Genomic DNA, 13,650 nt, shown 5'->3' on the forward strand with positions numbered 1-13,650 from the left:
CCATGCGTTCCTACTATCAATTGCCCGAGCCGGCTGCTCCACATTATGTCTGCTATCCGGATGCAGTTGGCCGATATAATGATTTTCCCCAGCATAACGAGCAGCGGGCGGCAGGGGCTATAGCTGCCTATAATTTGCATGTGATCTGCTCTGGAAGCGGATTTGTTATGAAGGAGGGCCAGCGTATTGCTCTGAAGGCAGGGGATGGCTTTCTGTATCCGCGAGGGGCGTTCCAGCATTATGGAACCGATCCCGGGCAGCCATGGGATGTGCGCTGGATTCATTTTATGGTACCGATGGAGCTGTTGCTGCTGCGGGCAGCGGATGCTTCCAGCGTGTGGCTGTTTGCTGTATCGGAAGCCTCGCTTGCGCGTTTTATCGAGATTACAGAGGAGATGTACGAGTTGTGTGACAGCTTTGAGACGCGACATGAGCCGCGGATGTCAGCGCTTTTATATGAGCTGCTGGCGGAGCTTGCCCATAATTCAGAGCGTCTGGAGCATGATGCGCTGCCGCTTATTACCAAAAATGCGATCCGTGAAGCAGCAGATCTTATACGTGGCACGAGTGGACAAGCATGGACGCTGCCGGAGATGGCGGCGCTGTGCGGCTACAGCCCCTATTATTTTTTACGGCTATTTCGGCAGGTAATGGGGCGTACGCCCCAGCAATATTTGACCAGCTGCCGTATTGCCGCCGCCAAAAGCCTGCTAGTTGCGACCAGACTGCCGATCAGCGAAATTGCCAGCCGAACGGGGTTTTCGCAATCCAGCTATTTCATTCGCGTTTTTCGCAAAGCGGAAAACGCCTCCCCGAAAGCATACCGTGAAATGTACTGCTAGCCTCCCGAGCGGAGCTTGCCCAACTGGGCTTCCCCCGTGCATGCTGGATAATTATTCATTCCTGTGGACAAAATGGATAACGGCAGCAAGTCAACATTTTAAGCGCAAAGCGGGTGAAGCAGCATGCAGCAGGGACAGCCATCGATAAGCGCAAGGCAGCTAGCTATCCTCGTTATTTATTTTATTATGGGCGATATGCAGTTGTTTTTACCCTCTCTTACGGCCGAATTCGCAGAAGAAGCTGCCTGGATATCAGGGTTAATAGGTCTGCCCATCGGGCTTGGCATGGCTTGGTTTATATATAGCCTAAGCAAAAACTTCCCCAATATGACACTCATTGAAATCAATAATCAGGCTTTTGGCAAATTAGCCGGAAGCCTTGTTTCTCTGCTGTTTTTGGCGATGATGTTCAACACCTCGATTACCCAAATTCGGGAAATTGGTGATTTTGTCTCCACACAAATATTGATCGAGACGCCAATTATTATGATCTGCCTCCTGATGATTTTTCCAGTAGCGATCGCGATACATGGGGGGATTCGAGCCGTCGGAAGAGTGGGTGAAACGATATTTCCCCTATTTGTAATGGTATTTGTATTGCTGCTGCTGATGCTGCTGCCGAGTTTGACTGCCACTGAACTTTTGCCTATCTGGGGTGCGGGCGCTGCCGGCATCATGAAGGGCTCCATCTTTTTTGTTGGCTTTCCTTTTTGCGAGCTGTTCGCTTTTTTGATGATTTTTCCGAATGTTGCTCAAAGCAAATACCGTGCCCGTGACTATATGCTTGGGGTTTTAATAGGTGGGCTGGCAATATGGATTATGGTGCTGCTGTGCTTGCTCGTGCTCGGTACTTACATGACCCAACATTCCTTCTATTCCCCGTACATCATGTCGAAAAAAATCAACATCGGCAACTTCGTTCAGCGGATGGAGGCGATTTTTGCCATCAGCTTCATCATTACCGCTTATTTTCGCAGCTTGATCTACGGCTATGCCTTCGTTCTTGGCGTTTCTAGGCTGTTCAAGCTTAGAGATTTTCGAATATTGACGGTCCCCTTCGCTTTTATGGCGTTAGGCTACTCCTATATGGTGACGCCGGGAATTGTATTTCTTAACACGCTTGCCGTACCTTGGGTGCTCTGGATTTTGACCTATTCACCGGGACTGCTGCTGCTCGGGTGGGGATTCGCTAAACTACGTGGCAAGCTGCCGAAGAAGGAGACGGCCGAATAGCTGACGGCTGCCATCATTCCAATTATGGATAATTCAACATCTTAGTGGACAAAATGGATTACGGTTATATTTCAAACGCGAAGCGGGTGATAAGAAGTGCAGCAGCAACGACAAACGATTAGCGTGAGGCAGCTAGCCATCCTCGTTATGTTTTTTATTATCGGCGATATGCAGCTATTTCTTCCCCCTTTGACGACTGCTTTTGCAAAACAATCAGCATGGATGTCGGGACTAATTGGCTTGCCGCTTGGGGTTGGAGCCGCTTGGTTTATTTACAGCATTAGCAGGCGTTTCCCAGGGAAAACCTTAATCGATATCAATAATCAGGCATTTGGAAAAATAGCTGGTGGGCTTGTATCCCTTGTGTTTCTCGTGATGATGTTTAATACATCGATTACCCAAGTTCGGGAAATCGGAGATTTTGTATCGACGCAAATAATGACGGAGACGCCGCAGCTAGTCATTTGCTTGCTGATGGTTTTGCCGATTACGCTAGCCATACGCGGTGGTATAAAGACGATTGCCCGGCTGGCTGAGGTGATTTTTCCACTATTTTCGGCTTTGTTTATTTTACTCATCATTTTGCTTATTCCAAAAATAGATCTTACTCAATTGCTGCCAATCGAGGTAACGGGATTCCCGGGTATCGTGAAGGGGGCGCTTTTTTTTATCGCGTTCCCCTTTTGCGAGATGTTCGCATTTCTCATGATTTTTGATAGCGTGGAGGAAAGCGAGCACGCTGCCCGTGATTATTTGCTGGCTGCTTTCGTTGCAGGAATAACCATTTGGGTCGTTATTGTGATGTGTATATGTGTTCTGGGGGTATTCACTACTGAACATACCGTATATTCGCCTTATGTAATGGCTAAAAAAATCAATATCGGCGACTTTGTGCAGCGGCTGGAAGCGGTGTTGGCGATTGACTACATCATTTCCACTTATTTTCGATGTCTCATCTATGGCTATGCTTTTATACGGGGAATGCAGCAGCTGTTTAAGCTTCAGGATCATCGGTTTATGATGCGCCCATTTGGATTTCTTATCGTTGGCTACGCTTATTTTTTGGCACCAAGTATCGTTGCTTTTGTACATTTCGATGTGGCGTGGCTGTTCTGGGTGTTTAGTTACTCGCCGGGGCTGCTGCTGCTGAGCTATGTAGCGGCCCGGTTAAGACAGGGCTGGAGCAAGAAGGGGGAGGACCCCGCATGAAGCAGGAGAAACAGGCGATTAATAACATCCCATTACATAATTAGTAAACCAGTTGGACAATATATGCAATTATGTGCAGCTTTGAGAGGTGGTTTGTAGATGAACGCTTCTATGGATAAGCGGCTGGACCTTAAACTAATGAGCAATCTCTCGTTCATCAGAGCCAGCCTTGGCAACAGCCAGGATCTCGTGATTAAAGAATTGAATAATGACAATGGCCTGCAGGCGGCGCTTGTTTATATGGATGGCTTAACGGATTCCACGATCATTAATCATTTGATCCTGGATTATTTTATGTCAGAGGAGCAAACGGCGAGCCACAAGAGCGGAAATAGGCTGTTATATTTGAAAAATGCGGTGCTCGCGGTCGGTGAAACCGTTACGATCAATGAATGGGACCCGTTGTTTTATCAACTGCTGTCCGGTTGGGCTATTCTGTTATTGGCAGATAGTTCAGAAGCAATATGTATAGCAGCCGAGGGCTGGAAGGATCGCAATGTCAGTGAGCCTACCTCCCAGGTTGTTGTTCGGGGCCCGATGGAAGCTTTTACTGAAAATATTGGTACCAATAGAGCGCTCATCCGGCGCAAGATCAAGGACCCGCAGCTGTGGACAGAAGGCATGGACATTGGCAAGATTACGAAAACCGCTATATCGGTCATGTATCTGCGCAATATAGCGGATGAGAAGATCGTGCAGGAAGTGAGAAAGCGGCTCGGTGAAATCAATATCGATGGTATTCTGGAGAGCGGCTATATTGAGGAGCTGATTCAGGATACTGCACTGACGCCCTTTGCTACGATCTACAATACGGAACGGCCAGATACAATTGCTGCTGGTCTGCTTGAAGGCCGAGTTGCGATTTTGGTAGATGGTACGCCCTTTGTGCTGCTGGTGCCAGCGCTGTTTATTCAATTTTTTCAATCGGCGGAAGATTATTATCAGCGGGCAGACATCAGCACCCTGCTGAGGATGCTGCGGTTTGTTGCTTTTATGATCACGCTGCTTGCTCCCTCGCTTTATATCGCTATAACGACCTTTCATCAAGAAATGCTTCCAACAAGCCTGCTTATTAATTTGGCGGCTCAGCGTGAGGGCGTGCCATTTCCGGCCTTTATAGAAGCGCTTGCGATGGAGCTCACCTTCGAAATTTTGCGGGAAGCTGGCGTGAGAATGCCGAAAACCGTCGGACAAGCGGTTTCGATCGTCGGAACGCTTGTTATTGGGCAGGCCGCTGTAGACGCGGGCATCGTCTCGGCGGCGATGGTTATTATCGTGTCCATTACGGCGATATCAAGCTTTGTCATTCCGGCTACGAGCATGTCCATATCGGTACGGATGATTCGATTCGTCTTAATGGGGCTTGCCGCTTCCTTTGGTTTGTTTGGCATTTTGCTGGGCTATATTTTGCTCGTCCTGCATTTGAATAGTCTGCAATCGTTCGGCATTCCCTATATGCAGTCGTTCTCCCCATTCGTATGGAGCAATCAGAAGGATACGCTGTTCCGGCTGCCCTGGACGAAAATGCGCACCCGCGCTGTGGCAACCGCAGAGAAAGATTTGGTTCGGCAAAGACCAAGTAACAAATCGAAAATTTAGGAGGATACAGCATGAGCAGATTTACCAGGCGAGCAGGGAAGCTGCTCTTGCTATTGCTGATAGGGTCGCTAGCCGCTTCTGTGGTCAGCGGCTGCTGGAATCGGCGGGAGCTAGATACGCTTGGCATTCAGTTGGGAACGGCCATTGACAAGGTTGGCAATCAATATCGGGTCTCGGTGCAGGTTGTTATTCCCAGCGAGCTGTCGGCCAAGGCAGGCGGGGGAGGGCGCTCGCCGGTAGCCATGTATGAGGCAACTGCGCCAACCGTATTTGAAGCGTTCCGTAAACTGACGGAAACCAGCTCGCGAAAAATATATTCCGCGCATATCCGTGTGCTGATTATTGGGGAATCGCTGGCGAGGGAGGGTATTGCCAACGTACTTGATCTGCTGTCACGAAATCCGGAAGCCCGGACGGATTTTTACTTAATGATTGCGCACAAGGCGCCGGCGAATCAAATTTTGAAAATTTTGACGTCGCTGGAGAAGATCCCGGCGGAAAATTTATTTTACGCGCTGGATACGTCTGCCAAGACGTGGGCGCCTACGACAACGGTTACGATAGAACGTTTGATTGAACAGCTAGTAACAGACGGTATTAGCCCAGTGCTAACCGGTGTACAGCTGGAAGGCAATGCCCGTGAAGGGGAAAATATTTCAAATATCCAGCAGGCAGATTCGCGAACGCGTACCCGAATTACGGGGCTTGCTGTTTTTCATTCTGACAAGCTGGTCGGCTGGCTCAATGAAATTTACAGCAAGGGCTACAATTATATAATGGATAATGTGACAAGCACAGTAGGCCATCAGATTTGTCCGGATGGAGGCTACATTGTTATGGAGGTCATACGCAGTAAAACGAAGCTTACCCCAAAGGTCGTTGACGGGAAGCCGGTCATTAAGGTGAAGATGAAGCAGGTCGCATCGGTGGCCGATGTGGAATGCAAAATCGATTTAACGAAACCGGAAACGATTGAAATGCTGGAAAAAAACGGGGAGGAAAGGCTGCAGGAAATCATTCAGGGAGTGGTTGAGCATGTGCAGAAAACCTATAATACCGACATATTTGGCTTCGGCAATACGTTTCATGAATACAAGCCTCAGCAGTGGGAGAAGTGGAAGGACGATTGGGATGAGCTTTTTCCGCAGGTCAAGCTGGAATATGATATTGAGGTTCAGATTCCAAAGGTCGGCACGACAAATGATGCGTTTCAAAACTATTTGAAGAAATGAGTGAGGCCAAGTGGCTGGAATTTTATTTGTATCGGCTCTGGCCATAACGCTTGCATGTATTGAACTGCCGAAGCTGGCGAAAAAAGGCTGGAAGAAAGAAATCGTTGTTTATTTGATTATGCTGCTGGGTGGGGCTTTTCTGAGCATATGTGCGATCAACCAAATCAGACTGCCCAGTCCATTAATTATTATTGTGTACATTTATAAGCCGATGGAAAATTGGTTCAATGCATTATAATTGGAGGGGGCGAGGGCATGCTGAAGCGGGAAAGCATAAGCACAAGACAAATGGCAGTACTCGTGCTATTTTTCATCGTGGGCGACATGTTTTGGTTTATTCCAACCTTGCTCGCTTCCATTCTGGACTCCGATGCATGGATTCCCTCTTTGCTGAGCATGTTCTCAGGACTCGTCGTCGTCTGGTTTATTGATAAGTGCCACCGCCTTTTTCCTGGACTTACGTTGATCGAGATTTATCGAACTGCACTAGGAAAATGGCTGGGCGGCCTATGCAGCCTGTTTTTTTTATTTCTGCTTTTTAATGCTATAGGTGTTCAATTGAGGGTCGTTGGCGATTTTGTTACGACTCAAATGATGCCGGAAACACCAGCTCGGGTAACTATCCTAATGGTTACACTTATAGTTGTCATTACCTTAAGGGCTGGTTTGGCTGTTTTTGCAAAATCGGCCGAGATTTTTATCATGGGCGTGGTGCTTATGTTCATCATGTTTATTGTTATGCTGCTTCCGGAAGCATCCCTCTCCAACCTGCTGCCTGTATTTCACCATAAAGCAGTGGACTATGGCAAAGGTGTACTGTATTCGACCTCGTTTCCCTTTTTTCAAATGGTTACCTTCTTTATGTTCTTTCCTTCCATGAAGTCGACGGACGGCTGGACCAGAGATTTTATGCTGGCGTCTCTAGTAGCGAGCTTTTCTTTATTTCTGATCGTTATTATGTCGCTGCTCGTACTGGGTGATTACATGACGGAGCATCAAATTTATGCTGCCTACGCCATGGCCAAAAGAATTAGCATCGGCCGATTTATAGAACGGGTAGAGGCTGTGTTGGTCATCAGCTATATCGTTTCGACCTATGTGAAAATGACCATTAATGCTTTTGCTTTTATATATGGCATATCTCAATTTCTGGGTTTGCGAGAACAACGTGCAATGATATTTCCCTTCGGCTTGCTAATATTTGGACTTGCTTATGCAATTGGCCCCAGCATCCCGTTTATAAATGGACTTGCAACCATATGGCCCTTCTGGGATTTGACCAATATTCTGCTTTTGGTCCTGGCAGCTGTCATCATGGTAGTGTTTAAGAAAGGGAGGACAAGCAATCTGGGGTAAAGTTAGAAAGAAGCTATTAGATCTGGACAGCAGATGAAAGAGTTCTACATAGTTATATGCATATTTAATAGAATGAACAGGCCATCCCTAATCTCTCGGCATACGATAGTGTATAGATTGAGAAGAGGAGGATACCTGATGCCAGGGTTTGTATATCTTTGCTCCATTTGTGCGTTTTTAGGCTCTATTGTGACTTTTGCTTTTGGTGTATGGATGGAATCGCTTACACTGCTCATCGTTGTCATGGCTATAGACTATGTGACCGGGGTGTCTGCATCGTTAAAGGAAGGACGGGGCCTTAATAGTTCATTTGGAGCATGGGGGATTGCTCGCAAAGGGCTTATGCTGCTCGTCATACTCATCGCCCACCGTGTAGATCTGCTGTTGGATGCCAATAATATGACGATGGGAGCAGCCATTTATTTTTATATTGCCAATGAATTAATCTCCATCACTGAAAATTACGGAAGATTGGGTTTGCCGCTACCGGATAAGATTCGCCAAATGATTGAAGTTTTAAAAGATAAAAATAAATAAAAGTTCATCGTGCAGCACTTGTATATAGCAGCTCGCTTTGTATATAATAGGAACAAATGTTCTTATTGCGAAGGGGGCTGTTTATTTCGATGAAGCCATTGGAGAAACCGACTGCGCGCGTACTGGTTATGAAGCGAGAGCCGATACAGAGAGAGGAGGAGCTTGTGCTTGCAAGGCGTTATGTGCTGCTGGGCATCATTGTGAGGATTTTGGATCATGATATTCGTGTGCTTCATTCAAGCGAAGCAAAGCTTCCTAAGCTTTATGAGACGATGCTGCTTGGCTTGCAGGACCGTGTGCTGCTGGAGCTGGCTGCTCTTCGCAAGCAGCTGCGAAGCAAGGGCATTGAGATGCTTGAGGAGATACGAAGTGAGGATGGGCTGGAAGCCCAGTATATTTGCCGAGGCTATCGCCACCGCTTCATTTTATTATGGGGGTATATTCGATCGGAATCTGAGCAGCTGCTTCGGACGTATTGTCGATAATAGTAAGTTCTGCTTTACAATTGAAAAGTCAAGCTTCACTCCTGCTGCTTTTAGTGAGGAATGAGAAAAGTTCATCATTTTGTCATAATCTCCAAAAAAGTTTTCCCCTCAGTCAGTTTAAGCTTGAGTACATACGACAATCTTATGTAATATAAGAAGTAAACATTAGATAGTAAAGGGGAGTACGTTGTAATGCATAAGTGGATTATGTTTGTATTAATGACAGCGGCATCACTGCTAGGTGTTTATTTGCTAACAGTAGGTTTGCCTGCAAAGCCAGTGGATGAATCTGCTGCATTGCCTGAAGGAACGGTGCTAGTTAACGTACAAGCCAACGCAGATTTCACTTTTGATCAAACAGAATATAAAGTGAAGGTTGGAGACAAGGTCATTCTTCGTCTGAAAAACAAAAGCGGTATTCATGGTCTGAAAATTGATGAGCTGAATGTTGATCTTGAAGGCGAGCAACTGGAAACAAATATTGAGTTCGACAAGCCAGGCGAATATGTGATGCATTGCTCTATCCCATGTGGTACAGGGCATACAGAAATGAAGACGAAGCTTATTGTAGAAGCGGCTTAATAAACGAATTTTTCATTAAAAAGCGAAGGTGCTCTGGGGCGCTTTCTGTCACATAGGTTTTATCAACAAGAAGAGGAGCCGGCTGGCTCCTCTTTTTGAAAATATAAGCTAGTACTAAGTTACCCCCTTATAAGGGGCTCGTAATTCACCCGCGAAACGGTAGCTTTGCCGCCAGAGGATGGCTTTCGGCCGTTTACGCTAAGCGCGATAACGCGTTCTGGATGAGGTGCGGTAAACGATGGTGTCGGCAATTAATCCGAGCAGCGCCCATGTTGCGACTGTAAGTACATACATGAGCATTACACTTACCTCATGAACATCAATAAACAAATCAACAAACCAGGCTGGGACGCTGAACATAAAAAACACCATGTTATGCGGATCGTAACCGGTGGAATTATACAGGCATAAGGCGAGTCCAATCAAGGCGGCGATGGCCGTGAATTTATAACGCATGTTAATCAGTCCTCTCTCATCGGTTTGACGTTGCCGGAATACGGCTGCTTAGGTTATTATGTGACAAAAGGGTTTAAGCAATTCCACTAGTTGAAGGGAGTAATACAATAATGATTACGCATATTGTTTTGTTTAAACTTAAGGATAACAGTGCCGAGAGCGTGGAAACGACCGCACAGGTGCTTCGCAATATGGAAGGTAAAATTGACGAATTAAAATCGATTACGGTTGGTCTGGACGTCCTGCATTCCGAGCGTTCTTATGATATTGGCCTAATCACAACTTTCGAATCGCTTGATGCGTTGGCAGCTTATCAGGTTCATCCAGTGCACCAGAAAGTAATTGAGCACATGACCCAGGTTCGCGAAGCGTCTGTCAGCATCGATTTTGAAAGCTAAGGAGCTGTGAGGAAATTAGTACCGCTTTTGTCAACAAATTAGCGGTGCTTTATTTCATCGCAATCTCCAAGACACGCCAGCCTTAAGAGAGGACGTTAGTGGCAATGGGAGAAGACGTATATCAAATAATGACGTATTTAATCGTCATTATTGCCAGCAGCATTATTATGGTCGCTGTGCTAAAGCGCAAGGCCAAAAAAAAGAAGTAACGATAAAGGTGGCGTAGCGGTATGTATTACGTGAATCGCGAACAAATTGCGGTGAGGCTTGATGCCATTCCTGACATAGCTGAGGCGCTGAACTTTATTGCAGCACAGTGGGATGGCAGTATGCTGCAAGGACTGGCACAGGAGCGGGCGCTGCATCTTGCAGTTGAAACTGTTACCGATGTCGGCAGCTATCTTATTGACGGATTTATGATGCGTGATGCGAGCAGTTACGAGGATATTGTTGATGTGACTGGAGCCGAAGGCGTATTTTCCGCAGAGCTGCTGCCGACATTCAAACAATTGGTACAGCTGCGCAGGCCGCTCGTTCAGCAATATTATGAATGGCAGCGAGCTGAGCTGCATCCGCTAACAAGGCAGCTTGCTCCGCAATTGCTGCGCTTCAAACAGGAAGTGGAGCTTTATCTGGAGCGCGAGCTGGTTGATTTTGAGGGGAAAGTTTAATCTGAATCGTACACATCATACTTTGAGAATATGTTACAATACCTGTAACAAGCGTTCGAAGGTGGCGATAGGATGAAGCAGCAAAATCAACGAAGCTCCGGTCCTGCGCCGGATAAGAGAACGTCTCCAGGCTTTACACGTCAGCGCATTTTGCATTTGCTCAAGATGAATGGCTCCATGAATGCCGCGCAGCTTGCAAGTGAGCTTTCGCTGACTGAAATGGCCGTAAGGCGGCATATGTACGCACTGGAAGAGGAGCAGGCCATTCAGATTGTTACGGTCAAGCAGGCTATGGGAAGACCGATGCATCGTTATGAGCTCACCGCTCACGCGGATGACCGTTTTCCGAAAAACTACCATACGCTGGCGCTCGATTTACTTGGCGAGCTGGCAGATGAGGCCAATACGGCAGGTCTCATTACCCGTATGTTTGAAGGGCGCAAGCAGAAGCTGCTGGAGCGTTACGCGCCTCGAATGGCGGGAAAAACGCTGGAGCAGAAGGTGCTTGAGCTTGCAGCTATTCAAAATGCTGGAGGCTATATGGTCGAGGTCGAGCCGGCAGGCGAAGGGCATTTTGTATTAAATGAGTATAATTGCCCAATTGCTCAGGTAGCGAATCAATATCAGCAGGCTTGCAGCTGTGAGCTGACATTATTTCAGTCGCTGCTTCATGCTGAGGTAGAGCGGACCGAATGTCTCGCTAAAGGCGGGAACAAATGCACATACAAGATAAGTGCCGTATAGGTATCATATACGTTAATGGGATAAACCGATGGATAGGCGGGTCATATGACCTTGCTCTAGCCATCGGTTTTTTTGCATGCAGTTGTGTCAAGCCAAGCCCATGCTGCTTATAATGGCATTACGAAATGGGCAGATGCCCTGCTCTGGTCAACAGCGGGAGGTGAATGGACGATGGACGTTATAGCGGGATGCGCGATAGCAGCGACGTTAGCATTTATTGGGTTGGTGGCGGGCCTATTGCTTGGCTTGCGCAAAGGGTTGGTTCAGCTCGAAAGGCTGCAAACAAGTGCTGATGAGCTGCGGGGACAGCTGCAGCATACAGCGGCCGAGACAGTCGCTTTAATAGAGCCAGCGAAGCAATCCCTCCTGCTGGTGCACCAGCAGCTGCAAAATGTCCAGTCCTTGTTTACAGCGGCAGGACAAATTGGCGAGACGATTGAGCAAACGACAGAAACCGTTAGCAAGGTCTCCTCGCTGTTGTCCGAATCCGCTGCTGAGCATATAGCGAAGGCTGAAACGAGAAATAAGGCAAAAGAAGCGATGGAATGGGCAGAGCTAGGTATGCTAGCGTGGCAGCTTTGGCAAACTAAGCGCAAGCATAATGGCTGACAGCAACAACGGCGCGAAAATGGCGGAATGCGCCGCAATTATGAAGGGAGCGAATCGTATGGCAAAGCAGAAGCAAACGAAAGGATTTTTGTTGGGGGCATTGGCGGGGACGGTCGCAGGGACGGTTACAGCGCTGCTGCTCGCTCCAAAAGCAGGCAAGGAGCTGCGTCAGGATATTGCAGGCGGCGTTCACGATCTGAGCGAAAAAACGGCTAGAGCAGTAGAACAGGCCAGCGAGAAAACGACTAGAACGGCTAAACAGCTGGGCGATAAAGCGGTTCACATCGCAGACCGTGCCAAGGATGGAGCAGAGGCATTAATCAGCAGTGCGCGTACATGGAGGAAAGGCGAGCCCCAATTTACGACGGAGGCTGCCGGCGAAGTGGGGCAAACTGGCTTAGAGGAAGCGGCAAGCCGCTCAGAGGAACTGGAAACGGTGGAAGTTGAGACGGAAGCCACTGAAACGGTTGAAAAATAGGGCGTCGACCGCTCTGTGAAACTGCATTAATATGAGGAATTGAGCAGCAGCGATGCATGGAGCCTGCCTTAAATAGGGAGCAGGCTCTTTCCTTTTGTCCATATTTTCCAGGGCATGTATCGCGCCGTAACTTAAGCGTATTTCTTGATGGCTGTACATAATTGAGATAAGATGTAGGTACGTTTTGATAGCAGAAAACATATGCTGTTGATGAATTATTCTTCTTATGAGCGACTACATTACGTTTAAGAAAGCGGTGTGTTTGTGCAGCAACCGATTGCCATACTAGACTCAGGAGTGGGCGGGCTTACCGTCGCTAAGGAAGTTATGCGCCAACTGCCGCGTGAGAAAATTATTTATTTTGGAGATACGGCTCGAACGCCGTATGGATCGCGCCCTTCTCAGGAAGTCGTTCAATTTACACGGGAAATTGTCGATTATTTAATCCAGTTTCGGCCGAAAATGATTATTATAGCTTGCAATACCGCTACGGCGGTTGCGCTTGAGGATATACGTTCTAGAGTAGACATACCTGTCATTGGTGTTATCAATCCCGGGGCAAGAGCGGCCATCAAGCGCACCCAGACGGGCTGTATTGGTGTCATCGGTACAGAAGGCACGATAAGCAGCGGCGCTTATGAGCTGGCTCTCAAGGAGCTGTCGCCAAGCGTACGCGTTATAAGCGAGGCTTGTCCGTTATTTGTTCCGCTTGTAGAGCGGGGCAACTTTCGTTCCAGCGAAACGTATGAGACGATTCGCCGATCTATCGGTCACTTAAGCCAATATCCGATGGATTGCCTCATTTTAGGCTGTACGCATTATCCTTTTTTGACAGAAGCGATCGCTGAGGTTATTGGCTCCCGCATTGAGCTCATCAGCTCGGCAGACGAGACGGCTCGTGATATTAGTACGATCCTTCATGATAAGGGCCAGCTTTCCCGAGGCGAAGTGCTGCCTGTTCATCAGTTTTTCTCTAGCGGCGACCCAATAATGTTCAAAGCCATTGCCCAGCAATGGCTTGGCGAGCAAATTGAGATGACGCCTGTCGTATGGCAGGTGCCGACGATCGGATAACGGCTCTAGCCGTCTCTGCCATCCTTCGAAAAAGCTTTCCAAGCCGCTGGCAAGTGGCAGAGGCCACTGAAAAACTTGTGATTTTAGAGGAGAGTAATCAAGCACGAAATAAAAGACGACCCAAATTCCCGTTTTAAGGAATATC

Annotated in this window: 17 protein-coding genes; 16 read left to right on the forward strand and 1 reads right to left on the reverse strand. The window is 47.6% G+C overall.

What is annotated here, in order from left to right; genetic code table 11:
- The first annotated feature begins 2 nt into the window (after window positions 1–2).
- From AC50YG_RS13930 to AC50YG_RS13975, 10 genes are all read left to right on the forward strand, one after another.
- Entirely contained in the window at window positions 3–842 is an 840-nt protein-coding gene (locus AC50YG_RS13930; RefSeq protein WP_494827534.1) for an AraC family transcriptional regulator, read from the forward strand.
- Window positions 843–965: 123 nt separating this feature from the next.
- A complete protein-coding gene (locus AC50YG_RS13935) occupies window positions 966–2,075 on the forward strand; it encodes a GerAB/ArcD/ProY family transporter (RefSeq protein ID WP_494827536.1) in 1,110 nt (369 codons plus the stop codon).
- 96 nt (window positions 2,076–2,171) lie between these two features.
- Window positions 2,172–3,284, forward strand: coding sequence for a GerAB/ArcD/ProY family transporter (locus AC50YG_RS13940; RefSeq protein ID WP_494827537.1), 1,113 nt, complete (start codon window positions 2,172–2,174; stop codon window positions 3,282–3,284).
- Between the two features lie 99 nt (window positions 3,285–3,383).
- Window positions 3,384–4,883 (forward strand): spore germination protein, encoded by a 1,500-nt coding sequence (locus AC50YG_RS13945; protein ID WP_494827539.1) that lies wholly within the window; start codon window positions 3,384–3,386, stop codon window positions 4,881–4,883.
- A gap of 11 nt (window positions 4,884–4,894) precedes the next feature.
- Window positions 4,895–6,115: a Ger(x)C family spore germination protein gene (locus AC50YG_RS13950; RefSeq protein ID WP_494827541.1), complete on the forward strand. Its 1,221-nt coding sequence runs from the start codon at window positions 4,895–4,897 to the stop codon at window positions 6,113–6,115.
- 10 nt (window positions 6,116–6,125) lie between these two features.
- A complete protein-coding gene (locus AC50YG_RS13955; protein WP_494827543.1) occupies window positions 6,126–6,353 on the forward strand; it encodes a hypothetical protein in 228 nt (75 codons plus the stop codon).
- A 17-nt stretch (window positions 6,354–6,370) separates the two neighbouring features.
- Window positions 6,371–7,471: a GerAB/ArcD/ProY family transporter gene (locus AC50YG_RS13960; protein WP_494827545.1), complete on the forward strand. Its 1,101-nt coding sequence runs from the start codon at window positions 6,371–6,373 to the stop codon at window positions 7,469–7,471.
- Between the two features lie 138 nt (window positions 7,472–7,609).
- Complete coding sequence (locus tag AC50YG_RS13965; protein ID WP_341278507.1) at window positions 7,610–8,008, forward strand: phage holin family protein; 399 nt, start codon at window positions 7,610–7,612, stop codon at window positions 8,006–8,008.
- Between the two features lie 89 nt (window positions 8,009–8,097).
- Window positions 8,098–8,493, forward strand: coding sequence for a YhjD family protein (locus AC50YG_RS13970; RefSeq protein WP_341278506.1), 396 nt, complete (start codon window positions 8,098–8,100; stop codon window positions 8,491–8,493).
- Between the two features lie 192 nt (window positions 8,494–8,685).
- The gene (locus tag AC50YG_RS13975) at window positions 8,686–9,075 is read left to right on the forward strand and encodes a cupredoxin domain-containing protein (RefSeq protein WP_473757846.1); all 390 of its coding nucleotides are present in this window, start codon (window positions 8,686–8,688) and stop codon (window positions 9,073–9,075) included.
- Between the two features lie 198 nt (window positions 9,076–9,273).
- Here the strand turns inward: AC50YG_RS13975 and AC50YG_RS13980 are convergent, their stop codons facing one another.
- A complete protein-coding gene (locus AC50YG_RS13980) occupies window positions 9,274–9,531 on the reverse strand; it encodes a hypothetical protein (protein WP_046230008.1) in 258 nt (85 codons plus the stop codon).
- A 110-nt stretch (window positions 9,532–9,641) separates the two neighbouring features.
- Between AC50YG_RS13980 and AC50YG_RS13985 the strand changes: the two genes are divergently transcribed.
- From AC50YG_RS13985 to racE, 6 genes are all read left to right on the forward strand, one after another.
- Window positions 9,642–9,929 (forward strand): Dabb family protein, encoded by a 288-nt coding sequence (locus tag AC50YG_RS13985; RefSeq protein WP_056029594.1) that lies wholly within the window; start codon window positions 9,642–9,644, stop codon window positions 9,927–9,929.
- 230 nt (window positions 9,930–10,159) lie between these two features.
- Window positions 10,160–10,600: a DUF86 domain-containing protein gene (locus AC50YG_RS13990; protein ID WP_473757845.1), complete on the forward strand. Its 441-nt coding sequence runs from the start codon at window positions 10,160–10,162 to the stop codon at window positions 10,598–10,600.
- A gap of 72 nt (window positions 10,601–10,672) precedes the next feature.
- Complete coding sequence (locus AC50YG_RS13995) at window positions 10,673–11,344, forward strand: helix-turn-helix transcriptional regulator (RefSeq protein WP_494827549.1); 672 nt, start codon at window positions 10,673–10,675, stop codon at window positions 11,342–11,344.
- 84 nt (window positions 11,345–11,428) lie between these two features.
- Window positions 11,429–11,953, forward strand: a complete 525-nt coding sequence (locus tag AC50YG_RS14000) for a hypothetical protein (RefSeq protein ID WP_473757843.1) — start codon at window positions 11,429–11,431, stop codon at window positions 11,951–11,953.
- A 58-nt stretch (window positions 11,954–12,011) separates the two neighbouring features.
- Window positions 12,012–12,431 (forward strand): YtxH domain-containing protein, encoded by a 420-nt coding sequence (locus AC50YG_RS14005; protein WP_494827551.1) that lies wholly within the window; start codon window positions 12,012–12,014, stop codon window positions 12,429–12,431.
- A 264-nt stretch (window positions 12,432–12,695) separates the two neighbouring features.
- Window positions 12,696–13,505: a glutamate racemase gene (racE, locus tag AC50YG_RS14010; protein WP_473757841.1), complete on the forward strand. Its 810-nt coding sequence runs from the start codon at window positions 12,696–12,698 to the stop codon at window positions 13,503–13,505.
- Window positions 13,506–13,650: the final 145 nt, after the last annotated feature.

The organism is Paenibacillus sp. J31R34 (assembly GCF_059383715.1).